Below are 25565 nucleotides of genomic sequence, written 5' to 3'. Positions count from 1 at the left end.
AAACCGCTAACCGTCCAAAATGTTCTCTTGCTAAGGCACCAGAACAATCTTATAGGTTCGGGACGCAAGCGAACAAGCGAACACGGAGCGGGTCATGTCGGTCTACGGTTACGGGCGGGTCAGCACCACGCGGCAAGCCGATGAAGGCGAAAGCCTGGATGTCCAGCAACGCACCATCGCTGGCTACGCGCTGATGCACGGCATGTCGGTTGACAAGGTGTTCGTGGAACGCGGCGTGTCCGGGTCCATCCCGCTTGGCGAGCGTCAGGAAGGCGCGGCGATGCTGGCGAGCCTGAAAGCCGGCGACGTGGTGATCACGCCGAAGCTGGATCGCATGTTCCGAAGTGCGTTGGATGCGCTTGACGTGCTGGCAAAGCTGAAGCAGCGTGGCGTGTCTCTGCACATGATCGACCTCGGCGGCGATGTGACCAGCAACGGGATCAGCAAACTGGTGTTTACGATCCTTTCAGCCGTTGCCGAAGCTGAACGCGACCGCATCCGTGAGCGCGTGGCTACGGTGAAGGCGGATCAGAAGACGCGCGGGCGGTATCTCGGCGGCAAGGTGCCGTTCGGCTTCACCGTTGGCGCTGATGGCGAGTTGGTGACGGATTACGCTCAACAGGACGCCATCCGCTTGGCGCATGCCATGCGGCAGGCTGGCAAGCCTCTACGCGCCATACAGGCGGCGATGGAGGCACAAGGCCACCCGCTTGCGCTGTCTGCCCTGCATCGGGTGCTGGGCGCGGAAACGGCTGGCGAGTAGGAGCCTGATAGAGCCGCTATGCAAAGTGCGGAACGGCGAATTTGACGGGCAGATTTGCCAGCGCAGGCATCAGGCAAGCTGATAGTTAGCGGATGTGGTTTCGATCAATATCGAAGTGCTTGACATTTCCAACGCGAGAAATCACCTCCCACTCCCGGTTTATGAACGGACCGGCGGTTGCTCATTCTCTAAGTAGCAGGGATAGGATGACATGAGTAATTTTAGCGATTACGTAATGAACGGCTTCGGCGCCCCCCACTTATCGGAACTTACCGAATGCGGGGCGTTGGAGATCGACGAACCGAAGAATTATCTCGGATCGCTTGTGCTAAACAACCTGTTCACAGTTCGATACCCGGACCCAATGAAGCGGCTTACTGTTATGTTTGGGCGCCGGTCGGATGACGCCGTCCGGCAACACAGAGCAGGCTGGGAACTGCTCCTCTCGTATATCCAACGGCTTCCGCAAGGCAACGATCACTTTTTGGTCGCCTTACGTGCAGTTACACACTTCGAGCATTGCATAGGGTCCACATGTCAGGCGGACGCGCTTTTCAGGCGCCTTATCGACCTTGTTGATGGACGCGATCCTTCTGAGCCGCCCGATAGCCGCGATCGCGAGCGCAGGCTTAGGCTGATCTGGAATCGGGCCAAGCACTTCGACGAAGACCTTAAGTCGCCTAACATAGTTGCCGAGGACATCACCGCGCCAGTGTGGCTAACGAACACGGGCATCTCGGCAGAAAGGGCGACCGTCACATGGATAGAGCTTCACAGCGTCCTCACCGCACAGCAGGAAGCCTTAAAGTATGTCGCCGAGACGCTACCGAATAAGATTGTCGAAATGCGGAAGGTGGCGGAGCAACCTGATGTGGATACCTAACGGGCCAACCGGCTAACCAAGTTTCTCAGCAATCTCGGTAACGTCCGGCTCAAAATAAACCATAAGCGATCTTAGCTCCCTATGCCCGCTCGCCCGCGCAAGCTCTGCAACGTTCGTGATCTTCGTTGCGGCCCGCGTCAGGGCTTCGCGGCGCGTGTCATGGAAATGCAAATCTTCGATCGTCGCACCTTTAACCGCTTCGCGGAAATACGCCCCAAACGTGCCGGCTTCAACCGGAATGACACGTTGCCCATCCCTTCCTATAGTGAGCAGGTTGAGCAGCGCAACGGCGCGGGATGACAGGGGGACATTCCTTTCGTGCCCGTTCTTGGTATGCGGCAGGTGGCAGAATTTCCGTCCTATGTGGATGTGCCCCCACGTCAACGCCAAAAGCTCCCCTTGACGCATCATTGTTTCGAGTGCCAGGCAAAAGGACCAGGCTATCCACGATCGGATGTCGTTCGGCTCACTGGTCCCATCCCAGCCTAGCTCATGAATGATCGCGGCCCTTTCCGCATCCGATACGCGCCTACGCCTTCCACGGGGCTTGCTAGGCCATATGACCTGATGAACCGGATTGGCTGGCAACGGTAGTCGCCACTCCTTGATAGCCCGCGTGAACACGGTGCTAATCAGGCTCAACTCTCGGTTGACGGTAGCGGGCGATACCGACTTCAGCCGTCTATCGCGCCATTCGGCCATTGTCGCTCCGTCAACCTCTATGGCGAGCATCGGGAAGGCCGGAGCGATGGCGCGAAGCCTAATCACTTCCCATCGTTCGCCTCGCTTGGTTGGCGATACCTCTCGTGCATAACGCTCAAACAGCGCCGCTACGGTGAGGCTTGAAGGCGTTGCACGAATGACAGCAGCGGTTGCCCCGGCGGCGACACGGACTTCCTCACGGTCGGCCCAGACGCGCGCCTCAGCCTCGGTATCGAACGTCTTGCTAAGCGTCTCCCCACGGCAACGGATACGGACCCGCCAGAACGGTCCTCGTCTCGATATCGATGCCATACAAGCTCCCGTGACCACTGCCGGGATCATCTACGCATAAACGCATCGGTTTGCAAACGAGACTAGCGGGTTATCTGGACCACAGCGGCAGGAATCGGCCATTTTGTTATGCAGACCGCCCGCACCACTGACTCGTTACAAGTCCGAACGGCGGACGGTCGCTCCGCAAGGTTCGCGGACAATAAGTGCTGCAAGTCAAGTATGGCCGCGTTCTCCCGTCATCGCGGGCATCTATCCACCCAGTACTGGCCGCGGTTTACGATAGTGACGTCACCCGCCTAGCTACTCCCACCTCTCCGATGACGACGAAGCGCGGATACGAAGGCGGCGAGCGCCGGGGGCACCTGTCGCCGCGACGGATAGTAGAGGAAGAAGCCGGGGAACGTTGGTGTCCAGTCCTCCAGCAAGCGGACCACCGCGCCGGACGCGATGAAGGGCATGGCTTCGTGCTCGAGGACATAGGCAACGCCAAGGCCTTCCACCGCCGCACTCAGCATGAGCTCAGGTTCATTGAAGGTGAGCGGACCGGCAACCTTGACCTCCAGCTCCCTTCCGTTGCGATTGAATTCCCAGGCATAGAGGCTGCCCGCTGCCATCATGCGATAGTTGATGCAGAGATGCCGCGTGAGATCCGGTGGAGTCCCAGGGGCAGGATGTGCGGCGAGGTAGGATGGGGCGGCAACCACCGCCATCCGCAGCTCTGGCCCGACGCTCAGCGCGATCATGTCCTGCTGCAGTTTCTCGCCCAGGCGAATGCCCGCGTCAAAGCGGTCGGCGATAAGGTCGCGAAATTCGTACTCGATCAGCACCTCGACAGTGGCGGCGGGATAGGTGGCGCAGAAGGCGGCCAGCACCGGGCGGATCACGGCGTCGTAGGCTTGACGCGTGGCGGTGATCCGCACGGTACCTGAAACGATATGGCGGGCGCGGCCCAGGTCGTCCAGCGCGCCGCCGATAGTCTCAAGCGCCGGTTCGAGCGTGCGCAGCAATGTTTCTCCCGCCTCGTTCGCCGCGACGCTTCGGCTGTTGCGCTGGAGCAGGGGAATGCCGAGCCGCGTCTCCAACCGCTTGATCGTGTAGCTGAGCGCGGAGGTCGATAGTCCCAGCTCGGCCGCCGCCCGCGTGAAGCTGCGCGCACGCGCGACCGCGGCGAAGGCAGCCATGTCGTCAAGGCTGCCTCGCATGATCATCCCACCTCGTTCAACGTGCCATGCAGATTATCGCATCTAATCCAGGTCCGCGGTGATGGCTACCTCCCGTGCGTCGCACCCCAGGAGCGGCGTCCGCTAATTTCTCGGTAGGAGGTTCGAATGGCTTCACTAGACAAAAAGGTCGTGCTCATCACCGGTGCATCGAGCGGCATCGGCGAGGGGACCGCGCGCGTGCTCGCCGCCGCCGGCGCCCGCGTCGTGCTCGGCGCGCGTCGCATCGACAAGCTGAAGGCAATTGCCCGGGAAATCGAGGCGGCGGCCGGACAGGTCCGCACGCGAATGCTTGATGTCACGAGCTTGGAGGACGTGAAGGCGTTCGCCGACTTCGCACGAGCCGAATTCGGCCAGGTCGACGTGCTGGTGAACAATGCCGGCGTGATGCCGCTTTCGCCGTTGCTCGCGCTCAAGACCGACGAGTGGAACTGGATGATCGACGTCAACATCCGCGGCGTGCTGCATGGCATCGCGGCCGTTTTGCCCAGGATGGAGGCGCAGGGCCACGGCCACATCGTCAACGTGTCGTCGGTGGGCGGCTTCGTCGTCCAGCCCACCGCCGCCGTCTACGCGTCCACCAAGTTCGCGGTTCGCGCGATCTCGGAGGGGCTGCGCAAGGAAAGCAACAAGGTGCGCTGCACCTGCATCTATCCCGGCGTCATCGACACCGAGTTGGCCAACACCATCAGCGATGCGACCGCGCGGGAGAGCATGAACAAGTACCGCGCGATGGCGATCCAGCCGGATGCGATCGGCCGCGCGATCCAGTATGCGATCGAACAACCGAATGAGGTCGACGTCAACGAGATCGTCGTTCGGCCGTTGGCGACGCAGGTCTGACCATGAACCGCTTCGCATCCAAGATCGTCCTGGTGACCGGCGCGGATGGATGATCAAGGGATGGTCCGCCCCGGTCAATCATGCCGGTTCGTCCCTGCCATCAAGGAACTGGGGTATCAAGAAACTGGGGCATCAAGGAACTGGTCGAAAGCCTCCTTGTAGTCAGGATGCCAGCGGGACAGCGCGGCGCGGTTCTGTGTTATATCCTGAGCCGCCCACAAGATGCGCCGGTTGTCGATTGCGCGGGTCACGTCGTTGTCGGGGCAGAGGATGTAGAAGTCGCCCTGGTTCATGCCCTCGATCAGCATGTCGACAACCTGGTCGGGCGTCCAGGCGCCCGGTGGCTTCTCGGTTCGTCCGCCGCGGGTCATGCCGGTGAAGGTGGACCCTGGGATCAGCAGGTGCGCGGTGATGTGCGCTCCGGGCTCGTTGCGCAGGCTGTGCGCGAGCGCCTCGGTCAGCACCTTCACGCCGGCCTTGCTGACGTTGTAGGCGGTGTCGCCTGGTGGGCAGGTGATGCCCTGCTTGGAGCCGGTATTGATGATCGCGCAGCCGGTCTGCTGCGCCAGCATGGCTGGGCTGAAGGTTTGCACGCCATTGATGGCGCCCCAGAGATTGACCTCCAGCACGCGCCGCCAGCGATCGATGTGCTCCCACGGACCACCGCCCGGTGCGGTGCCAGCGTTGTTCATCAGCACCGCGACCTCGCCAAAGGTCGCATAGGCGGCGTCGCGCAGGGCCTGCACCGCGTCCAGGCGGCTGACATCGGTCGGCACCGCGAGAACGCCCGACCGGCCGATCGGCGACACCGACGCGACCGCTTCGGCGGCGCGCTCCAGCGTCTCGGCTGACAGGTCCGCCAGGCAGACCTTTAGACCCATCGCGGCGAACCGCGTGGCGGCGGCAAGGCCAATGCCGCTGGCCGCGCCGGTGATGACCGCGACACGGCCGGCGTTGAGGGCGGGATGCTGATTCATGATGAAACTTTCTGGCTGGAGGGCGACAGACCAAGGCGGCCGGAGGTGACTTTCCTGACCGCCATATCCATGTGCATATAGCGTACGAAGCCGGGGCGATGAAGCAGTGGCCTGAAACCCATGCAGGGAGCAGACTTCGCTCTCGGCGGTCCGCGTTCAACGATGAATTGGAGGCATGCACTATGGAACATGAACAGCACCATTATGTGAACGGGGCCTGGGTGGCTCCGCTGGAACCCGTCCTGCTCGACGTGATCGACCCCTCGACCGAGGAGGCGTTCGCGCAGATCGCGGTGGGCGGTTCCAAGGATGTGGACCGCGCCGTTGCCGCCGCCAGGGCGGCGTTTCCGGCATTCGCGCGGACGTCTCGCAAGCAGCGGCTGGATCTGTTGCGCGCTATCCTGTCGGAATACAACAAGCGCCGTCAGGACATCGCCGAGACGCTGTGCCAGGAAATGGGCGCGCCGCTGAAGTTCGCGCTGAAAAGTCAGTCGGCCACCGGCACCGGCCACCTGATGCGGATGATCGACGTGCTGGAGAATTACCCATTCGAGGAAATCCAGGGCACGACCCTGATCGCGCGGGAGCCGATCGGTGTGGTTGGATTGATCACGCCGTGGAACTGGCCGATCAACCAGATCGTGTGCAAGGTCGCGCCGGCGATCGGCGCCGGATGCACGATGGTCCTGAAGCCGTCGGAAGTCGCGCCGCTGAACGCCATCATCTGGTCGGAGGTGATGCATGCGGCCGGGGTGCCGGCTGGCGTCTACAACATGGTGCAGGGCGAGGGCGCCGTGGTGGGCGCGGCGATGTCGGCGCATCCCGATATCGACATGATGTCGTTCACCGGCTCGACCCGGGCCGGCATCCTTGTGGCGCAGGCGGCGGCACCGACGGTGAAGCGCGTCTCGCAGGAGCTTGGCGGCAAATCCGCCAACATCCTGCTGCCGGACGTCGACTTCCAGGCCGCGGTGACCAAGGGCGTGGTCGGCATGATGAACAACAGCGGCCAGTCGTGCAACGCGCCGACCCGGATGTTCGTCCCGTTTGACCGGCACGACGAGGTCAAGGCGATCGCCAAGGCGGCGGCCGATGGTGTCGTAGTGGGCGACGTGCATGACGAGCGCACCAATCTCGGGCCGGTGGTCAGCGAAGTGCAGTTCAACAAGATCCAGCGGCTGATCCAGGCTGGCATCGATGAGGGTGCGGAGCTGGTCACCGGTGGTCCCGGCCGTCCCGAACACCTCAACCGCGGCTACTTCGTGCGTCCCACCGTCTTCGCCGGCGTGCGCAACGACATGACGATCGCGCGTGAGGAGATCTTCGGCCCGGTCCTGTCCATCCTGCCCTATGCTGACGAGGCGGAGGCGGTTCGCCTTGCCAACGACACCGTCTACGGACTGGCGGCTTACGTGCAGTCCGCTGATCTGGCGCATGCCCGTCGTGTGGCGGCGGAAATGCGCGCCGGCAACGTTCATGTGAACTATCCGGCCAGCGACACCGCGGCGCCGTTTGGTGGCTACAAGCAGTCCGGCAACGGCCGGGAATACGGCAAGTGGGCGCTGGATGAGTTCACCGAGATCAAGGCGGTGATTGGCTACGAGGCGGCATAGCAGGCCAAATCAGAGACGATACCGGGCCATCAGCGTCCCTTCGAGGTGCGCTGATGGCCCGCCGCCCGGCGGAAGAGCGGTGTGGACGTTCGGCGGGTCGTGCTAGCGCATCGCATCCACCGCGCGCCAGCCGTGCGTGATCTCATCAAGCCTGGTTTTCAGATCGTCCGGCAGCGGTCCTTTTTCCGCGGCCGCGAGGCTATCGGCGAGTTGCTCGGGACGGCTGGCGCCGATAATCGGTGCCGTGATGGCGGGGTTGGACAGAACCCAGGCCACCGCCATGGTCGCCATGCTCATGCCTGCCTCGTTGCCGACCGCACGCAGATCCTCGATCGTCTGGAATTGGTTTTCATTCCAGTAGCGTTCCTGATAGCGGGCGGCGGCGGTACCCAGCGCGAAGCGTGTGCCCTCCGGCGGCGGCGCCGTCCGATCATGCTTGCCGGTGAGCAGGCCGCCCGCGAGCGGGTTATACGGGATGACCGCAATCGATTCTTCCTCGCACATCGGCAGCAGATCGCGTTCGAAGCTTCGGAACAACAGATTGTAGCGCGGTTGAACGGATTCGATGCGCGTGATGTTCTTGACCTCGCTTCGACCGAGTGCGCGGGCGATCTTGTGGGCCGGCCAGTTTGACACGCCAACGTAACGCGCCTTGCCGGACCGCACGACCGTATCAAGCGCGTCGAGCGCCTCGTCGATCGGCGTCAACGGATCATAGGCGTGCAACTGGTAGAGGTCGATGTAGTCCGTGCCGAGCCGGCGGAGCGAGGCGTCGATCGCGTCAAGGATGTGCTTGCGCGACATGCCCTGATCCCAGGATTGCGGCCCCGTCTGGCCGGCGCATTTGCTGGCCAGGATGAATTGCGTGCGTTTGCCTTTCAGCCAGGTGCCGACGATTTCCTCGGTCCGGCCGGCGGTCTGGCGGCCGCCGCCCAAGGGATAGACATCGGCGGTGTCGATGAAATCAATTCCGCCATTGGCGGCCGTGTCCAGGATGGCGTGGCTGCGCGCTTCATCGCATTGAAGGCCGAAGGTCATGGTTCCGAGGCAGAGCCTGGAGACACGCAGGCCGGTGCGACCGAATTTCATATGTTGCATAGGGTATCAAGCTCCCGCGGTGAAGGACGAGGTTGCATGGGACACATCTGTAGCCGTGGTCGACCACGCCGAAGCCCGTCTCCGCATGAGGTGCAGCAACGTAGCTGTGAAGCGGTTGCCAACTTCGACTGGTTTGATGAGCCGGCTCAAACCGGTCTGGAAAGCTCAACCACCGCCGCAAGCCGAACCAGCCGTGCCGCCTATTACCTGTTCATGGTCCCCAGACGCACGTTCAAGCGGTTTCGTTCGGAACGTTGATCGGAGACTATCGGGGCCGAACGTCAACACTGACAATTCCAAAGATAAGGAATCAGGTCAGTCCGGCACGAAGTTCATCGCGACGCCATTGATGCAGTAGCGCAAATGTGTGGGCGGTGGACCATCGTCGAACACGTGTCCCAAATGGCTTCCACAGGTCGCGCAATGGACTTCCGTTCGAACCATGCCATAGGCCCGATCAACCGATGTCTCGGTGGCGCCGTCGATCGGGTCGTTGAAGCTTGGCCAGCCGGTGCCGCTTTCGAACTTCAACTTGGCTTCGAACAACGGCTGATCACAGCCGGCGCAGGTGAACTGGCCGGGACGCTTTTCCTGCAGCAAGGCACAGCTTCCCGGTGCCTCGGTTCCGTGATTCCGCATCACGTCATACTGCTCAGGTGTCAGCATTTGCCGCCACTCGGCGTCGGTGCGGGTGAAGGCGTAAGTTTTAACCGTCATGATTGGGAGCTTTCGTAACGTGCCATCCTGACTGACCATATAGCCGCGCGCGTCAGCCATACTACCTGGCTGCAGGACGGTCACAAGCACGCGAGATGCCGACCGCGGCTTAATGCCGGCCGGGCGTGTTCAGGTTAACCGTGACGTTCTTTTTTTGCGTGAAACTATCAAGCATTCCTTCCAGGGAAAACTCGCGGCCGATGCCGCTCTGCTTGTATCCGCCATAGGAGTGACCCGGCTGCTGTCCCAGCCCCTGGTTCACCTGAACCCAGCCGGACTCGATCGCATGCGCCGCACGCAAACCGCTGCCGATCTCGTGCGTCCAGACATACGCCGCGAGACCGTAATGACTATCGTTCGCCATGCGGATCGCATCCGCTTCGTCGCGCCAGGGAATGGCGACCAGGACCGGCCCGAAGATCTCCTCGCGCGCCAGGCGCCAGTTATTGGAGGTGTCGGCGAACACGGTCGGGATGGCGAAATATCCCTTGCTCAGGGGACCCTCTTTCGGCGGCAGGCCGCCGAATACCAGACGGGCATCCTGCCGTTGCAGACCTTCATCGACATAGCCGCAAATCTTGCGAAACTGCTTTTCGTTGATAATGCTGCCAATGTCGCTTGCCTCGTCCAGGGGATCGCCAAGCGTCAGGGCCTGGGTCTTGCGGGTCAGCTTGTCGAGGAAGCTTTCGAAGATATCGGCATGCAGGAACAGCCGCGATCCCGCCGTGCACGACTGGCTTTGCCGGGTGAAGCGCATACCGGCGATCACGCCGTCCACCACCCAATCCTCGTCAGCATCGGGAAAAACGATCGAGGGACTTTTGCCGCCGAGTTCGAGCGATACCGGCACGATGCGATCCGCGGCGGCATGCATGATGATCTTGCCGACCTCGGTCGAGCCGGTGAACGACAGTTTGCGGATGCCTGGATGCTGTGCCAGCGGTCCGCCGCATTCCTCGCCCAGGCCGGTCAAGACGTTCAGCACGCCGGGAGGCAGGAATTGCTGGCACACCTCGGCCATCAGCAACACGCCGAGCGGCGCGTCCTCCGCAGCCTTCAGCACAAGCGTGTTGCCGGCGCACAAGGCAGCAGCGATTTTCAATGCGCCCAGCAGCACCGGGGCGTTCCACGGGATGATCGCGCCGACCACGCCAAGTGGCTCGCGCCGTGTGTAGCTCAGGACATTTTCGCCGAGTGGGATCGTTTCGCCCTTCAGTTCACCACCGAGGCCGCCGAAGTAGCGGAAGATATCAGCGGTCAAGGTTGCTTCCGGCCGAGCCTGGGTGCGCAGCGCGTTGCCGGTTTCCTCGGCGATGGTGCGGGCCATTTCCTCGATGCGTGCCTCCAGTGCCTCGGCGATGCGCAGCAACAGACGGCCGCGCTGACGCGGGGGCATCTTGCTCCAGGCGGGGAAGGCGATCTCGGCGGCGCGCACCGCGCGGTCCACATCCTCCGCGGCGCCCTGGGGGATGGTGGCGATTGGGATTCGTCTTGCTGGGTTCTCGACACTGAGCACGGCGCCTGACGCGCTGTCGACCCAGGCGCCATTGATCAGCATCCGGGCCTGGTGTTGCGTGGGGGCGACGGCGCGCATCTGTTCAGTGGTCGACATAGGTGGCATCCTCTGGCGGTGCTGTATTCAGCAAGACATGGCGAGCGAGAGTGACGGATTCCAGATGGCGGTCGCATCTGGCAATTGAGGCGAGTATTTCCATATTTGCAATAAAATAGCTGCTGGGCGCGAGCAACACCGAGGATCAGCTTCTATTTGCCGCCGGCAGCCTGAGCGTCGTCTTCGCCAAGATGATAAGATCATTCGCGGCACGGCTTTCATGACCTTCGGCCGCCAAGATGGATGATACAGCGGTTGCTGCAATCCCGCGTAATGATGACTTAATGGACTGTCTTCACGTGCGTCCTGCTCAGGTTCCCGTAGGTTGCGAGAGTTGCCATTCCCTCCACTTGCCATGGCTTTGCCGTGAATGAGACAGCGAGTCCTTCCGGTGTGCGCAGCGTCAATATCAAATCCTGGCCGTTTCCGTCTCGATCCATGCTCCAGCTATCCAGCGGGTGCGCGATGCCACTTTCGAGCTGCCGCGGCAGGGCGCCCTGAATCGTGTTCAACCAGCTTGCGGGCAGCAACAGAGCGACCGTCCGGCCCAACTGGTCTTTCAGCCTCAGCCGCAGGCGCTTGCGATCGGGTGACAGTGCCACACTGACCAACTCGTTCGCATCAATTCCTGTGGGATCAACCAAGTGCGTCGCCTCCGAGCCTAACGTGCCGCCTGAATTGCCTGCCAGACCCGCAGCGGCGTCGCCGGCATGTCGATGTGAGTGATCCCAAACGCCGATAGCGCATCGACAACCGCATTCATCACGGCCGGCAGGGAGCCTGCGCAACCGGCCTCGCCGCATCCCTTGACGCCGAGTGGATTACTGCGCGCCGGAACGGGATGGCTCTGAAATCCCAGACCAGGGATGTCGTTCGCGCGCGGCAGGGCATAGTCCATGTAGGAGCCGGTCATGAGCTGGCCATCGTCGTCATACACCACGCTCTCGGTCAGCGCCTGTCCGATCCCTTGGGCGATGCCGCCATGCGCCTGACCTTCGACCAGCATGGGATTAACCAGGACGCCGAAATCGTTGACCGTGGTATAACTAACCACTTCCACCACGCCGGTGTCCGGATCGAGTTCGATTTCCGCGATGTGGCAGCCGTTGGGAAACGCCGACGGCACACCCTTGAAGATGTGGCTGACATCAAGGGTTCGAGGGATATCGGCCGGCAACTGCTCCGCGTGCCGCAATTGATCAACCAGGTCGTTGAGGTTGATGCCCAGGTCGGTTCCGGCGACGCTGAAACGGCCCCGGGTGAATTCCACATCGGCGACCGCGGCTTCCAGGAAGTGCGCGGCGGCCTGCTTGCCGCGTTGGATGACGATATCGCTGGCCTCGACGATGGCGCCGCCGCTTTGCATGATCGAACGCGAGCCCCCGGTGCCGCCGCCGGCCACCAGTTCATCAGAATTGCCTTGCAGCAGCTTGATCTTTTCGAAGGGAACGCCGAGCTGGGCGGATAGGACCTGGGCGAAGGGTGAGGCATGACCCTGGCCGTAGTCGAGCGTGCCGGTGATGATTGTCACACTTCCGTCGGCCTCGAACCTGATCCCGCCCATCTCGTTGCCGGCGTCCGCTGTCACCTCCAGGTAATGGCCGATGCCACGGCCACGGATCTTGCCGCGGGTTCGGCTGTCGCCTTGGCGGGCGGCATAGCCGTCCCAGTCGGCCGCGCGCAGTGCCTTGTCCATCACGGCGGGAAACTCGCCGCAGTCGTACACCATGCCGGAGGGTGCCCGGTATGGCATCTGCCGCGGCTGGATGTGGTTGCGTCGGCGCAACGCCACCTGATCGATGCCGATTTCACGTGCCGCCGTCTCGACCAGGCGCTCCATGTAGTAGTTGCCCTCGGGCCGCCCGGCGCCGCGGTAGGCGCCGACTGGCGTGGTGTTGGTGAACATGCATTTGCTGGCGACTTCGATCAGCGGCGTTGCATAGACGCCGATGATATTCTTCACCGTGTTCAGGGTAGGCGGAATGGTGGTCGCGTTGCTCAGCCAGGCGCCAAGGTTGCCGTAGCCGGTCACCCGCAAGGCCAGGAATTCACCATCCGCCGCAAGTGCGAGTTCGGCGGTCATTTCATGATCGCGACCGTGGCTGTCGGACAGGAAGCTTTCGGATCGCTCATCGGTCCATTTCACCGGGCGGCGCAGCGTCCGGGCGGCATGCAGCAGGCAAACATACTCTGGATAAGCCGAGGCTTTCATGCCGAACGAACCGCCAACATTGCCTGTCAGGACCTGCAACTTCTCCTTGGAAACGCCCAGGATGCCGCTCAACAGGGCGCGCTGGCCGAACACGCCCTGACAGCCCAGGCGCAAGACCAGACGGTCGGTGTCCGCTTCGTATTCGCCGATGGCCGAACGTGGCTCCATCGGGCAGACGACGATGCGGTTGTTGCGAATGGACAGCCGGGTGACATGGGCTGCCCGGCCGAACGCGGCGGCGACTTTTTCGCTGTCGCCGAAGTGGAAGTCCAGGCAGAGGTTGCCCGGCGCGTCCGCATGCAGCAATGGCGCCCCAGGCTCCGCCGCCGCGGCGGCGGTGGTGACGCCCGGCAGCGGGTCGATGTCGGTGAACACGGTCTCGGCGGCGTCCTTCGCCAGTTGGCTGGTCTCCGCCACCACCATGGCGATCGGCTCGCCGACGTAGCGCACACGATCGGCAGCGAGCGGGCGCTGCGGCGGGCGTGGTGTCGGCGTGCCATCGCGATGCTTTCCCGCGCTTGCCGGCATGGTGCGAAAACCGGCCGCGTCCAGTTCGGCGGCGGTTATGACGGCGCGCACACCAGGCATTTCACGCGCCGCCGCCACATCGATCGCGCGCAGGTCGCCGTGCGCCAGCCGGCTGCGCACCATCACGGCATGAAGTTGGCCGGGGCGGCTCAGATCATCGGTGTAGCGGCCCTCGCCGCGCAGCAGGACGGGATCTTCCTTGCGTGAGACCGGCTGGCCGATGGCGAATTTCTCGTCCGTGAGCAATGAAGGGTCGATTGGTGCATTCATCAGGGCGAAGCTCTCTGCAGGACGGGTTCGGGCGTCGATGACGTCATATCCAAAAGGATATAGCGCCGAAGCGCGACCAGGGTTTCGTTCAGTTGGTTCCAGCTCCCGGTGAGGTCAGGGAATTGCGAGACAGGGCCGGGGCTCCAAGCACTTCAATCGAGGTCGACTTGATCAACGCCAGGACCGGCGATCCGATCGACAGTCCAAGCCGGGTGATCGCGTCCGGGGTCACCCTGGACAACAGCGCGCCCTCCGGCAACGCGATCTCGGTCAGCACCGAGCGCCGTTCGAGGTCCTCGGCAATCCGGCGGATCGTTCCGGGCACGATGTTATGCAGGCTGATCGCGTCAGGTGGTTTACCGGCCAGGATCACCTCGCGGGCCGGGATCCGGATGCGGCATTCGCAGCCGATGGGCAGGTCGAGCAATGGTACCAGGAAGGCCGCGCCGCCGCCCTGAAGGCGGGTCAGGACGCGGCAAGGATCGTGCGCCTCGACGCGGCACAGCAGCAGGGCACCGGCATCATCGCGCCGCGCCAGCGGCAGGTCGGCACGCGCGACGACCTCCGACACCGGGCCGTAAGCCACCACCCGGCCGGCCTCGATCAGCACCAGTGAATCGGCCAGCCGTGCCACCTCGTCCAGCGCGTGCGTAACGTAGATGACCGGCAGTTTCAGCGCCGTCTTCAGCCGCGTCAGGAATGGCAGGATCTCTGCCTTGCGGGCGGCGTCGAGACTGGCCAACGGCTCATCCATCAGCAGCAAACGCGGCTGTGCCAGCAGCGCTCGGCCGATCGCGACACGCTGGCGCTCACCGCCGGACAACCTGTGCGGCCGGCGGTCCAGCAGCGGACGAATGTCGAGCAGGTCGACGACATCGTCGAACTGCACGGCGCCTGGCGCGACGCGACGCAGGCCGAAGCGCAGGTTGGCGGCGACCGACATGTGCGGAAACAGCCGCGAGTCCTGGAACACCAGGCCGGTGCGGCGCCGTTCCGGTGGCAGCCATACGCCGGAGGATGTGTCGGCGAGCAGCTGGCCGTCGACTTCTATATGGCAACTGTCTGGACGCAGCAGACCGGCGGTGGCGGCGATGGTGACCGACTTGCCGGACCCTGATGGCCCGAACAGCATCGCTACACCCGGCGAGGGAACCTGGAACGCAATATCCAACTGAATCGAGGGAAAGCGGTGATGCAGCGAAACGGCAAGGCTCATCGGCCGAGTATCGAGTTCAACCGCCGGCCGAACCATTCCGAGAGCAACAGTCCGATCAGCGCGAGCGTCAGCGAAACGAGTGAAAGTCTGGCGGCCGTCGTCTCTCCGCCCGGCGCCTGCAATGCACCATAGATCGCCAGCGGCAGCGTCTGGGTCTGTCCGGGAATGTTGGCGGCGAAGGTGATGACGGCGCCGAACTCCCCCAGGCAGGTCGCGTAGGCGACGATGGCGCCGACCAGGATGCCGGGCGAGGCCAGCGGCAGCGTGATGTTGAACAGGCGGTCAAGCCATCTGGCGCCGAGGGTGCGTGCCGCGTCCTCCAGTCCGGCATCGACGGCGTCCAGCGACAGGCGGACCGACCGGACCATGATGGGAAAGGTCATCACGGCGCAGGCCAGGCTGGCGCCCGCGCTGGTGAACGCCAGGCGAATGCCGAACCAGTGGTTCAAAATCGCGCCAATCGGCCCGCGAACGCCGAAAATGATCAGCAGCAGCCAGCCGGTGACGACCGGCGGCAGCACCATCGGCAGATGCACCAGCGCATTCAGCACCGGCCGGCCCGGAAAGCGATAGCGGCTCAAGACGAAGGCGGCCAGGACAGCCAGCGGCAGTCCAAAGCCGACCGCCCGTGCCGCCACGGTGAGCGTGAGCCGGACCGCTTCCCATTCTTCCGGTGCCAGCAGGCTATTCCACCTTGAAGCCGCGCCGCAGGAAGATCGCGCGCGCCGATGGACTGGCCAGGAACACAAGCAAGGCACGCGCGTCAGCGGTATTGCCCGACCTGGTCAGCGCGAACGGGTATGAGATGGGATCGTGGCTGCTGGCCGGGAAGCTGCCCGCCACCATGACATTTTTGGATATCGCGGCATCGGTCCCGTAGACGATGCCGGCGGGTGCCTCACCCCGTTCGACCAGTAGAAGGCCGGACCTGACATCGTCGGTCCTGGCCAGCCGCGGGCTGATGCTGTCCCACACGCCCAGCTTCTTCAGGGCCTGCTCCGCATAGATGCCAACCGGCACGTGCGCCGGATCGCCAACGGCCAGCCGACCATTCGCACCAAGCAGACCCAGCAGGTTGAAATCCGGGCCGATGGTGACGTGAAGCGGCTTGTCGGCTGGAACCACCAGGACAAGATCGTTGCCCAGCAAGTCCTTGCGGGTAGCGGCGGCGATCAGGTTTTTGTCCGCCAGGTAATCCATCCATTTTTCGTCGGCGGAGGCGAACAGGTTCGCCGGCGCGCCCTGCTCGATCTGCCGCGCCAGAATGGAGCTGGCGGCGAACGACATCCGCAGCGGCTGATGCCCTGCCTTGACCCACTGAGCGGAGATATCCTTCATCGCGTCGGTCAGGCTGGCGGCGGCGAATACGGTGACCTCCTGCGCGCGCGCGATCAGCGGCACGAGCAGGACGCATAGGAACAGCAGCAAGCGCATGAACCGGCCTTCTCAGGGTTGAATGGCGCGAACGCCGGTGAGCACGGTATCGCGTTCCGCCGGTGTCAGCGTGTGGCCATAAACCACCGCGTTGAACAGCGCCGCGAGCGTCACCGGGTCGCGGCCGCTGAGCCAGGCAAGGCCGATCAGCCGATTGATCGAAGGCGGCTCCTCGATCCAGCCAAACGGCAGGTGCGGCGCGATGAAGGCATGCCCATCGCGGACCGCCCGCACATCTCGCCATGCGGCGGCGTGTGCGATCGCCTCGGCCATCGCCGGGTCCGCGAAGATCAAGATATCCGGATCGAGCGAACGGATCGTTTCGATGGTTGCCGAACGGAAGGTTCCCTCGCCGGCGGGTGCGACCGCCTGCCAGCCAAGGCGGGTGAACACGTCGGTGACATCGGTATCAGGTGCCGCGACCGTAAGCCCGTCCGGTCCACGGGCATACAGCACACGCGGGTGAGTTTTGGACAATGGCAAAGCCAGCAGCGCCTCGGCGAAGCGGGCCAGTGTTTCGGCGTGCTGTTGCCGATGCAGGATCATGCCGAGGGTTCGGATGGTCTGCGGTATCTTGGCCAGCGATCCGTCCAGCAGGATGGTCGGAATGCCGGTATGCTGCTGCGTTGCCTGCGCCAGGTCCGCATAGCGCGGCGAGACGGTGCCGTAATCGAGAATAAGGTCGGGTTTCAGGGCGACGATCTTCGCCGAGACGTCCTGCCGCCCGGTCAAGCGCGGGATCTGCGGCTGTTTCGCCGCATCCGGTGCCAGGATCGCGCGCGCCGGATCGGACAGCGGCGTGGGCCAGCCTATCATCAGGTCGGGCGCGACGGCCTCCAGCAAAACGGCCGCGGGTGGGCCGGCGGGGGCGACATGGGCGATATGATCGGGAATCCGTACCATACGTCCGGTCGCGTCGGTCACGTTGACTCCCGTTGGGGCCCCCGTTGTGGCCGCCACCGCGACTATTGGCCAGACCATTGCCAAAATCAGGCACGCGCGCCCGAGCATGCTGTCCTCCGTGCTGGCTGCCGGTATAGTCGCAAAGATACAGCGGCAACAGCATCTTCCGGTTGTTGTGTTTCCGTCGAGATTGCCCGGCCGCCGTCCGGTGTGGTTTGTTATTCCACATGGCAAAGCGGACCCCGCGGCGTTCGGACACGGCCAGTCCCATCGACCGGCTCAGCATCAGGCTCGATCTGGCTTCCGGGGCCAAGATCGGTCCCGGCAAGATCGCCGTGCTGGAGGAGATTGGGCGGGCCGGTTCGATCTCCGCGGCCGGCCGAGCGCTGCGGATGTCGTATCGGCGGACGTGGGAACTGGTTGAAGACCTCAACCGGAGCCTGGGCACCCCGGTGGTCGAAACCGCCGCGGGCGGCAGCGGCGGCGGCGGCGCCGTCCTGACGCAAGCCGGCAAGGCCGTGGTCAGCAGCTATCGTGCTATTGAGATGGACACGGCGCTGGCGGCGCGTAAACACCTGCTGGCGCTCAACCGGGTCTGCACCGGCAAGCAGCGTTCAACCTGACAGGAGACCGCATGATGAAGCTTTCCGCCCGCAACCAGATCGCCGGCACGGTTAAGACGGTGAAGCCGGGTGCGACGACCACGCATGTGACGATCGAGGTGTCGCCGTCGGTGATGATCACCGCCTCGATCACCAACGAAGCCGCCGAGGAACTGGCGCTGAAACCCGGCATGCAGGCCTCGGCGGTGATCAAGGCGTCAGACGTGATGGTCGGTGTCTAGCTCTTCCGACGGATCCGCCGGCGGCGATCATGCCCTGATCAATCGGCGGCGTCGGACAATCCGGCGATCTCCGGCGCCTGCAGCGCGGTCAGCAACGATGTGATGCTGGCGGACCGCAGCGGGATGAACCGCTTGCCGGCCTGCCGGCAAAGCGCCTTGACCATGTTCGCGGCATCGTGGCTGATGCAGTCCACCGGGAACAGGACAAGGTCGGACCGGCTGGCCAGACCGGGCAGCAGGTTCGCGTGGTTTTCAACGCCGCCGTCGTGGTGCAGAAACGTCGCACCCAGCCGCTCTACCGCCGCCCGCATCGGCGTGACCTGGTTTGGACGGCCGCCGACATAGAGTAGCCTCAGGCCGATCAACCGGACTGCCGGATGCGTTTCGGGCGAACCGTTCAGCAGCAGGGATGCCTCGACGGCATCGAGTTCCCGGTGCATCGCCTCGCGATCTCGTTCGGCCGCGCTTCGGGCGGACTGCTCGCGGACCAGCGCGGCCCGTGCGGCGGCGTGCCGTTCATCCAGCGCGGTTCGGCGACGGATCTCGTTCGTCAGGCGTCGTTCCAGGTCGGCCAGCAGCCCGCCCAGAACCGCGCTGTCAGGCGCCGTATTGTCCTCGGCCGAAGGGGCCGCGACGACCTGCCGCGCCAGAGCCTGGCGTAGCGCCTTGATCTGCCTGTCACGCGTCTGCACCGCTTCGTGAAGCGCAAGCTGCTGGCGTTCCAGCCGCCCCTCCAGCTCGGTCTTTTCGGCTTCGAGCTGGGACAATCGCCGGATGTCCGCGCGGTTGGCCGAACCGACCAGGTGCGACAGCATATGCACCTCGCCGAAGGCCTGGCGAATGATGGTCTGGGTTGTCAGCGGATGTGTCAGGACCGCCCAATAGGCGCCGGGAATTTCGCCGCGCCGGACGGCGGCATCCCAAAGCGCACACACCGCCGTCTCGTCGGTTGCCCTGGAAAACTGGCTGACCGCCAGCTTGTGCCGATGATCCAGCGCCTTGTTGAGCTGCTTGGCGGCGTTGTCATGCCGGCTGGCCAGGGTGACCGCGACGCCGTGCAAGTCGTGATCCGTGCACGCCTGCGATGTCACGCCAAGCTTCTTCAGGACCTGCCGCAACTCTCCGGTGGAGAGGCAGGTGCCAATAATGGAGCAGTGCAGGTTGGTGTTGAATTCCCAGATCTTGGTGCGTCGCGGCGGCGCCGCCGGCAAATCCGGCGCGTCGCGCACGACCAGTTGGGGCGCGATCGAGGCGAGATCGAACGGCCTTGACAGCGGCGGCGCGTGCAGACTGCTGCGAATTGCGAGGGGAGGTCCTCCTCCGGCCATGTTCATGTCCTTCCCGGTCGCCATGGATGCCGGTCTTGAGTCTGGCCAGCCTGTTGTCGTGACCGGCCTGTTGTCGTGACCGGCCTGTTGTCGTGACCGGCCTGTTGTCGTGACCGGCCTCTTGTCGTGATATGCAATTGGATATAGCGATAGTGGCGCAGCGAAACGCGTCTGCCAAGGGCTGTTCGCCGCCGCTGCCCAAGATTGACCACGACAACAAACCAATGGAGGAGGCAACATGGACGCCATCGCGCTTGACCCGAGGCTGCGCTACGCGGGCGAATTTCTTGGCCGGCAGGCCGGACTGCTGATCGACGGGAAGCTGCTTCCGGCGGCATCCGGCAAGACGTTTCCGGTGTACAATCCGGCCACCGGGACGGTGATCGCCAATGTGCCGGAAGCCGACAAGGCGGACGTGGACCGGGCGGTCGCCGCCGCTCGCCTGGCGTTCGAGGATGGACGCTGGCGCAAGATCGGCCCGTCCGGGCGCGGCAAGCTGCTGTGGAAGCTGGCCGACCTAATGGAGCGCGACCTAGAGGAACTGGCGGAGCTGGAGTCGATCGACAACGGCAAGCCATACGCGGTGGCACGCGCCGCCGACCTGCCGCTGGCGGTCGACATGTTCCGCTACATGGCCGGTTGGGCGACCAAGATCACCGGCTCCACGCTGCCGCTGTCGTTGCCGGGCGAATACCTGTCCTACACGGTGCGCGAGCCGATCGGCGTGGTCGGGCAGATCATCCCGTGGAATTTTCCGCTGCTGATGGCGGCGTGGAAGCTGGCGCCGGCATTGGCCGCGGGCTGCACGGTGGTGCTGAAGGCGGCGGAGCAGACGCCGATGACCGCGTTGCGGTTGGCGGAGCTGGTGCTGGAGGCAGGGTTCCCAGCCGGCGTCGTCAACATCCTGACCGGCTTCGGAGAGACCGCCGGGGCGGCGCTGGCGGCGCATCCGGATGTCGACAAGATCGCCTTCACCGGCTCGACCGAGGTCGGCAAGCTGATTGTCCAGGCGGCGGCCGGCAACCTGAAGAAAGTGTCGCTGGAGCTCGGCGGCAAGTCGCCGGCGATCATCCTGGCGGACGCTGATCTGGATGTCGCCATTCCCGGCGCCGCGAGCGGGATCTTCTTCAATCACGGACAGGCCTGCTGCGCCGGTTCGCGGCTGTTCGCGCACAAGTCGGTGTATGATCGCGTCGTCGGCGGGATTTCCGACATCGCCGGAAACATCAAGGTCGGGCCGGGACTTGATCCGGCGACGGAAATGGGACCGCTGGTGTCAGACGAGCAGTTCACCCGGGTGACAGGCTACATCGAGGATGGCCGGCAATCCGGCGCGCATGTCGCGGTCGGCGGCAACCGGGTCGGCAACCTGGGCTACTTCGTTGCGCCAACAGTGTTGGAGAACACTACGTCCGACATGAAGGTGGTGCAGGACGAGATCTTCGGGCCAGTGCTCGTTGCTCAGCCGTTCGACGATGACGATCTGGAGCGGATCGCCAAGCAGGCCAATGACACGATCTATGGGCTGGCGGCCAGTGTCTGGACGCGCAATGGCGGAATCGCCCACAAGCTGGCCAGCCGCATCCGGTCCGGCACGGTGTGGATCAACTGCCACAACGTGTTCGATGCGTCGCTGCCGTTCGGTGGCTACAAGCAGTCCGGCTGGGGCCGCGAGATGGGCGAGGAAGTGTTGCACAACTACACCGAGGTCAAGGCCGTCACGGCGGCGCTGTGACGGGTGCGAAGCGGGCGGCGATGTCCGCCCGCTTCGCCTGACTTCCTGAATAGCAGGACAAAGCGCGTTCAGATGTATGGCGCGGCATCCTGGCGCTTTATCCCGGTTCGGATGCCGACGGCCCTTCATTGCCAGACCGGCCGCTTCGACGACGTGATCCGGATGTCAAGGAGTCGCGATGCCCGTCAGACATGGTGCAAAGCCGTTGCATCAATCACCTGCAGGCTGACGAGGTTGGACACATAGCGTCCCCCCGCAACGTCACCGGGAAGCACCAGCCGCAGGGCGCCATCACTGCCACCGGGACCAAGCTGACCGCCGGTATCGGCATAGGCGACGATATCCTGCTGATGACCAAACGTCGGCGCGATTTCACCCAGGGAAATCAATGCCCGGTAGCCGTCACTGCCGGTCGCAACCACAGCGTAGCGCAGCAGATCGTTCTTGATGGACGGATCAGTCATCAGGCCGGCATCCTGTATCAAGGACCAGAGAGAAACGCCTGTGTAAGTGTCGGAGACCTGACCAGCACCGGACAGATAGGTTGCGGTTTCGGTCGATGACTGGTTCAGCCGCGAAAGTGTTTCAGGTGTGATGATTGTCGGATCAGCCAGTTTTCCACTCAACATCGCCTGGGCGGAGATCCCGCCGCTGCCGGTGGGCCCAGGCTCCGGCAGGCTACCCGCCTGAAGGCTGACCAGTTCCGACACATAGCGTCCACCCGCTGCGTCGCCTGGCACCACGATCCTGGCCAATCCCTGGTCGCCATTCACGCCAAGCTGACCGGCGGTATCACGATAGGCGGCCAGCACGGGTTGGTTGCCGAACGCCGGATCAATTTCGCCCACGGAAAACACCGCTTTATAGCCATCGGCACCGGTCGCCACGACAAACTTGCTCAGGATGTCGTTCTTGCCCGCGGTGGTGGTTACGCCCCCGGCGTCCTGCAGCAGATTCCATAAGGTCGTTCCGGTATAGGTATCACTGACCGGCGTGCCCGCAGCGGTATAGGTCACGGACTCTGTTGTGGTAGGCGTCAGCTTTGGAAGATTATAGATCCCCGGATCGGCGACGTTGCCGTCAAGCAGAACGGGTGCGTATGACAAGCCAAGATAGGACAGAAACCCCGCGGCCGACTCTTCCAGTCGATAAATGTCCGACAGAAGATCGTCGCCAAGCGACAAATTGCTCATCACGCCCCCAGGTATCATTCGTTATGCACATCCGATAATAGCGCCATGATCGAGTTCCGCAATATGAGGCAATCCGATGTACGTTTTGGTGCAGGACAATTGTCCAAAGCAAGGCGGCCGCGAGCAGACCTTATCCCAGGCGTTGATGACAGCAATCTGATCCACGCCTGGTCCGTGGTCGGCGCGGCGGCGCCGCTGATCCGGGTTCGGCGGGTGGACTCCGCGAAGCCTTCGCTGTATCAAATCGGGAATAGCGCTGCGATCGACGCCGTGCTGATTCCATGGGAGAGCAAGCTGATGAACGTCATGCTGCAGAAGCATCCGTTCCTGGATGGCAAGACGAAGCGCATGCTGATCGGCGGCAAGTGGCTGGAAGCCACGTCCGGCAAGACCTTCGAAACCCGCAATCCGGCCACGGGTGAGATCCTCGCGCAGGTCGCCGAGGGCGACGTCGAGGACATCGACCGCGCGGTCGCCGCGGCGCGTGCGGCCTTCAACGGCCCCTGGCGCAAAACCAAGCCGGCCGAACGGCAGCGTCTGCTGCTGAAGCTGGCTGACCTGGTGGAGCGCGATATCGAGGAACTTGCAGCACTCGACACGCTCGACATGGGCGCCCCGATTACCCGCACCCGCGCCAACCGCGCCCGTGCGCTCGGCATGTTGCGCTTCTACGCCGGCATGGCGACGGCGTTGCATGGCGAAACGATCGAGAATTCGCTGCCCGGCGAAATGGTTTCCTTCACGCTGAAGGAGCCGGTCGGCGTGGTCGGCGCGATCATTCCGTGGAACGGCCCGTTGACCGCCTCGATCTGGAAGATCGGCCCGGCGTTGGCCACCGGCTGCACCGTGGTGCTGAAGCCGGCCGAGGAAGCCCCGTTGACGGCGCTGCGCCTGGCCGAGTTGTGCCTGGAGGCCGGCGTGCCGCCTGGCGTGGTGAATGTCGTGCCCGGCTACGGCGAGACCGCCGGTGCCGCGCTGGCATCGCATCACGACGTGGACAAGGTGGCGTTCACTGGATCGCACCTGACGGGACAGGCGATCATCCGCGCCTCCGCCGGCAATCTGAAGCGCGTGTCGCTGGAACTTGGCGGCAAGTCGCCGGACATCGTGTTCGCCGATGCCGACCTGAGCCAGGCGGTTCCTGGCGCCGGCATGGCGGTCTTCGCCAACTCCGGCCAAATCTGCAGTGCCGGCACGCGGCTGTTCGTCGAGCAGAAGATCTACGACGAGTTCGTGGGAAAGGTCGCCGACTTCAGCAAGACGTTGCGGGTGGGCGATGGCAGCGATCCGGACACCCAGGTCGGGCCGCTGGTGTCCGAGGAACAACTGACGCGGGTGACCGGCTATCTGAGTACCGGCCGGCAGGAAGGCGCGCGCCCGATGTCAGGCGGGGAGCGGCTGACCGATGGCGCGCTGTCGAAGGGCTATTTCGTGCCGCCCACGGTGTTCGCCGATGTGCGCGACGACATGCGTATCGCACAGGAGGAAATCTTCGGACCGGTGATCTCCGCCATTCCGTTCACTGACATCGAGGAGGTGATCGAGCGCGGCAACAAGACGCAGTTCGGGCTGGGCAGCGGCGTCTGGACCCGCGATGTCGGCAAGGCGCACCGTCTGGCGAAGGCGATCCGTGCCGGATCGGTCTGGATCAACTGCTATCAGGCGATGGACCCGGCGGTGCCGTTCGGTGGCTATAAAATGAGCGGCTATGGCCGTGAATCCGGTGTGCAGCACCTGGAAGAATACCTGAATGTGAAGTCGGTCTGGATCAAGACGGATTGAGATCGCGGAGCGTAAAGCCCCTCCCACCCATGGGAGGGGTGATGCGCTGAAGAATGGCGCATGCCTGCATAGTTGATGACCGGTTGCTCCAATGGCTTCGGCCGTGGAGCAGGCCGGCGCGCCGGTCTTGGTTTGGCGGCATCGGCATTTTGCTGAACACCACAGGCTATCTGGACTTGATGGCATATTGGCTGGCACCATTCCGCGATGACCGATCAACCTGCCGACACCGACCTGCGTCCGGGTGAAGTCGCGGTGGACCTTCCGCCGTCGACCAATGCCGAGGTATACTTCATCGGCACCATTCACACGCCGTGGCGGACGCGCGGCGCGTGCCCCAAGCGGGGCAGCATGGAGGGGCCGGTCTGCTCGATCGTCATCGACAAGCGCTGGTGCCAGGCGCTGACGGATATCGCCGATCACCGGCGTATCCAGGTGCTGTATTGGATGCACTACGCGCGGCGGGATCTGGTGCTGCAAACGCCGTTGCGCACGGGGCGGACGACGGGAAGTTTCGCCCTGCGATCACCGGTTCGGCCGAACCCGATCGCCTCCTCGATCGTCGAACTGGTGGCGGTCGAAGGGGCGACACTGCGGGTGCGCGGCCTGGACTGCCTCGACGGCACGCCACTGCTCGACCTGAAACCCGATCGCGCGAGCGCCAGCGGATAGAGCGCGGGCTGCCAGGACGGAAATCGGCGCGCTGTAGCGCTCATTTGGCCACCGCGGTGAAGGCGGCGGCGGTCAGCCGCGCCAGATCGGCCGGCGACAGTTCGAACACCGCGTTTGGCGATCCGGCGGCGGCCCAGATCGTCGTGTAGCGTTCCAGGTCCTGGTCCAGGAACGTGACAGGGACAGTGACATGCCCGATCGGCGGCACGCCGCCGACCGTGAAGCCGGTATGCCGCTGCACGAAGTCCAGGTCGGCACGGACGATCTTGCGGCCTACCAGCGCGGTGACCTTCTTCTCGTCCACCCGGTTCGCGCCGGAGGCCACCACCAGCACCGGCTGTCCGTCCGCGGTTCGGAACAGCATCGACTTGGCGATCCGAGCCAGGTCGCAGCCGACCGCCGCCGCGGCCCCGGCTGAGGAGTGCGTGCTCTGCTCGAACTCCAGGACATGGAATGTATTGCCCAGGATCGCCTGGACGCGGCGTGTGCCTTCACTGGTGGCCGAACGCATGAATATCCTCCCGCAGGTGGAAGTCTGCCGGGTTGTAGTAGTCCGTGCGAAGCAACAGGCGAAAGACCCAGCCGAGGCAGGACGGCAAGCGCCCGTCATCCTGTTCGCGACGTTGTAAGCCGGCGGAGGCGCGATGACCGGAAGAACTGTTACCGTTGCGGCACTTGACGCAATTCGCATCCAGCGGATCTACTTGTAGATCAACCATCATGTCT

25 protein-coding genes are annotated in these 25565 nt (G+C 63.8%); 9 read left to right on the top strand and 16 right to left on the bottom strand.

Annotated features, from left to right (window positions below; translation table 11 throughout):
• Positions 1-94 precede the first annotated feature (94 nt).
• A complete protein-coding gene (locus ACQY4S_RS07740; RefSeq protein WP_428484602.1) occupies positions 95-763 on the top strand; it encodes a recombinase family protein in 669 nt (222 codons plus the stop codon).
• Between the two features lie 211 nt (positions 764-974).
• Complete coding sequence (locus tag ACQY4S_RS07735; protein WP_428484601.1) at positions 975-1646, top strand: hypothetical protein; 672 nt, start codon at positions 975-977, stop codon at positions 1644-1646.
• 12 nt (positions 1647-1658) lie between these two features.
• On the opposite strand, the gene ACQY4S_RS07730 is transcribed toward ACQY4S_RS07735, so the two are convergent.
• Positions 1659-2660 (bottom strand): site-specific integrase, encoded by a 1002-nt coding sequence (locus ACQY4S_RS07730; protein ID WP_428484600.1) that lies wholly within the window; start codon positions 2658-2660, stop codon positions 1659-1661.
• A 278-nt stretch (positions 2661-2938) separates the two neighbouring features.
• On the bottom strand, positions 2939-3844 hold the full coding sequence (locus ACQY4S_RS07725; protein ID WP_428484599.1) for a LysR family transcriptional regulator: 906 nt from the start codon (positions 3842-3844) through the stop codon (positions 2939-2941).
• A gap of 126 nt (positions 3845-3970) precedes the next feature.
• On the opposite strand from ACQY4S_RS07725, the gene ACQY4S_RS07720 reads away from it, so the two are divergent.
• Positions 3971-4705 carry an SDR family oxidoreductase gene (locus tag ACQY4S_RS07720; RefSeq protein WP_428484598.1) on the top strand — a complete coding sequence of 245 codons (735 nt, stop codon included), beginning with the start codon at positions 3971-3973 and terminating at the stop codon, positions 4703-4705.
• Between the two features lie 116 nt (positions 4706-4821).
• On the opposite strand, the gene ACQY4S_RS07715 is transcribed toward ACQY4S_RS07720, so the two are convergent.
• On the bottom strand, positions 4822-5682 hold the full coding sequence (locus ACQY4S_RS07715) for an SDR family NAD(P)-dependent oxidoreductase (RefSeq protein WP_428484597.1): 861 nt from the start codon (positions 5680-5682) through the stop codon (positions 4822-4824).
• Between the two features lie 182 nt (positions 5683-5864).
• Between ACQY4S_RS07715 and ACQY4S_RS07710 the strand changes: the two genes are divergently transcribed.
• On the top strand, positions 5865-7295 hold the full coding sequence (locus ACQY4S_RS07710) for an aldehyde dehydrogenase family protein (RefSeq protein ID WP_428484596.1): 1431 nt from the start codon (positions 5865-5867) through the stop codon (positions 7293-7295).
• 102 nt (positions 7296-7397) lie between these two features.
• On the opposite strand, the gene ACQY4S_RS07705 is transcribed toward ACQY4S_RS07710, so the two are convergent.
• The 9 genes from ACQY4S_RS07705 to ACQY4S_RS07665 all read right to left on the bottom strand — a co-directional run bounded on the left by ACQY4S_RS07705 (position 7398) and on the right by ACQY4S_RS07665 (position 17306).
• The gene (locus ACQY4S_RS07705) at positions 7398-8393 is read right to left on the bottom strand and encodes an aldo/keto reductase (protein ID WP_428484595.1); all 996 of its coding nucleotides are present in this window, start codon (positions 8391-8393) and stop codon (positions 7398-7400) included.
• Between the two features lie 315 nt (positions 8394-8708).
• Positions 8709-9110, bottom strand: a complete 402-nt coding sequence (gene msrB, locus ACQY4S_RS07700) for a peptide-methionine (R)-S-oxide reductase MsrB (RefSeq protein ID WP_428484594.1) — start codon at positions 9108-9110, stop codon at positions 8709-8711.
• A gap of 109 nt (positions 9111-9219) precedes the next feature.
• Complete coding sequence (locus ACQY4S_RS07695; protein WP_428484593.1) at positions 9220-10722, bottom strand: aldehyde dehydrogenase family protein; 1503 nt, start codon at positions 10720-10722, stop codon at positions 9220-9222.
• A gap of 281 nt (positions 10723-11003) precedes the next feature.
• The gene (locus tag ACQY4S_RS07690; protein ID WP_428484592.1) at positions 11004-11366 is read right to left on the bottom strand and encodes a hypothetical protein; all 363 of its coding nucleotides are present in this window, start codon (positions 11364-11366) and stop codon (positions 11004-11006) included.
• Between the two features lie 17 nt (positions 11367-11383).
• Positions 11384-13732, bottom strand: a complete 2349-nt coding sequence (locus tag ACQY4S_RS07685; protein ID WP_428484591.1) for a xanthine dehydrogenase family protein molybdopterin-binding subunit — start codon at positions 13730-13732, stop codon at positions 11384-11386.
• Between the two features lie 88 nt (positions 13733-13820).
• Complete coding sequence (modC, locus tag ACQY4S_RS07680) at positions 13821-14948, bottom strand: molybdenum ABC transporter ATP-binding protein (RefSeq protein WP_428484590.1); 1128 nt, start codon at positions 14946-14948, stop codon at positions 13821-13823.
• Entirely contained in the window at positions 14945-15628 is a 684-nt protein-coding gene (gene modB, locus ACQY4S_RS07675) for a molybdate ABC transporter permease subunit (protein WP_428484655.1), read from the bottom strand. Before modB ends, modC begins: the two co-directional genes overlap by 4 nt.
• Positions 15629-15632: 4 nt before the next feature.
• A complete protein-coding gene (gene modA, locus ACQY4S_RS07670) occupies positions 15633-16382 on the bottom strand; it encodes a molybdate ABC transporter substrate-binding protein (RefSeq protein WP_428484589.1) in 750 nt (249 codons plus the stop codon).
• 12 nt (positions 16383-16394) lie between these two features.
• The gene (locus ACQY4S_RS07665; protein WP_428484588.1) at positions 16395-17306 is read right to left on the bottom strand and encodes an ABC transporter substrate-binding protein; all 912 of its coding nucleotides are present in this window, start codon (positions 17304-17306) and stop codon (positions 16395-16397) included.
• A 206-nt stretch (positions 17307-17512) separates the two neighbouring features.
• On the opposite strand from ACQY4S_RS07665, the gene ACQY4S_RS07660 reads away from it, so the two are divergent.
• Together ACQY4S_RS07660 and ACQY4S_RS07655 are read left to right on the top strand one after the other, a co-directional pair.
• Entirely contained in the window at positions 17513-17908 is a 396-nt protein-coding gene (locus ACQY4S_RS07660; protein ID WP_428484587.1) for a winged helix-turn-helix domain-containing protein, read from the top strand.
• Between the two features lie 14 nt (positions 17909-17922).
• Positions 17923-18129: a TOBE domain-containing protein gene (locus tag ACQY4S_RS07655; protein ID WP_428484654.1), complete on the top strand. Its 207-nt coding sequence runs from the start codon at positions 17923-17925 to the stop codon at positions 18127-18129.
• A gap of 38 nt (positions 18130-18167) precedes the next feature.
• Here the strand turns inward: ACQY4S_RS07655 and ACQY4S_RS07650 are convergent, their stop codons facing one another.
• The gene (locus ACQY4S_RS07650) at positions 18168-19481 is read right to left on the bottom strand and encodes a DUF2325 domain-containing protein (RefSeq protein WP_428484586.1); all 1314 of its coding nucleotides are present in this window, start codon (positions 19479-19481) and stop codon (positions 18168-18170) included.
• A 214-nt stretch (positions 19482-19695) separates the two neighbouring features.
• Between ACQY4S_RS07650 and ACQY4S_RS07645 the strand changes: the two genes are divergently transcribed.
• Positions 19696-21192, top strand: coding sequence for an aldehyde dehydrogenase family protein (locus tag ACQY4S_RS07645; RefSeq protein WP_428484585.1), 1497 nt, complete (start codon positions 19696-19698; stop codon positions 21190-21192).
• A 185-nt stretch (positions 21193-21377) separates the two neighbouring features.
• Here ACQY4S_RS07645 and ACQY4S_RS07640 read toward each other — a convergent pair whose 3' ends face one another.
• Positions 21378-22385 carry a hypothetical protein gene (locus tag ACQY4S_RS07640; RefSeq protein ID WP_428484584.1) on the bottom strand — a complete coding sequence of 336 codons (1008 nt, stop codon included), beginning with the start codon at positions 22383-22385 and terminating at the stop codon, positions 21378-21380.
• Positions 22386-22682: 297 nt separating this feature from the next.
• On the opposite strand from ACQY4S_RS07640, the gene ACQY4S_RS07635 reads away from it, so the two are divergent.
• Both ACQY4S_RS07635 and ACQY4S_RS07630 read left to right on the top strand, forming a co-directional pair.
• Entirely contained in the window at positions 22683-24167 is a 1485-nt protein-coding gene (locus tag ACQY4S_RS07635) for an aldehyde dehydrogenase family protein (RefSeq protein WP_428484583.1), read from the top strand.
• Positions 24168-24374: 207 nt separating this feature from the next.
• Positions 24375-24839, top strand: coding sequence for an SAM-dependent methyltransferase (locus ACQY4S_RS07630; protein ID WP_428484582.1), 465 nt, complete (start codon positions 24375-24377; stop codon positions 24837-24839).
• Between the two features lie 40 nt (positions 24840-24879).
• On the opposite strand, the gene ACQY4S_RS07625 is transcribed toward ACQY4S_RS07630, so the two are convergent.
• Both ACQY4S_RS07625 and ACQY4S_RS07620 read right to left on the bottom strand, forming a co-directional pair.
• Positions 24880-25350 carry a YbaK/EbsC family protein gene (locus ACQY4S_RS07625; RefSeq protein WP_428484581.1) on the bottom strand — a complete coding sequence of 157 codons (471 nt, stop codon included), beginning with the start codon at positions 25348-25350 and terminating at the stop codon, positions 24880-24882.
• Positions 25331-25561, bottom strand: coding sequence for a hypothetical protein (locus tag ACQY4S_RS07620; RefSeq protein ID WP_428484580.1), 231 nt, complete (start codon positions 25559-25561; stop codon positions 25331-25333). Before ACQY4S_RS07620 ends, ACQY4S_RS07625 begins: the two co-directional genes overlap by 20 nt.
• Positions 25562-25565 lie beyond the last annotated feature (4 nt).

The sequence above is a fragment of the Rhodopila sp. genome (assembly GCF_965276935.1).
GTDB lineage: Bacteria > Pseudomonadota > Alphaproteobacteria > Acetobacterales > Acetobacteraceae > Rhodopila.
This window is presented reverse-complemented; position numbering and strand designations above follow the sequence as displayed.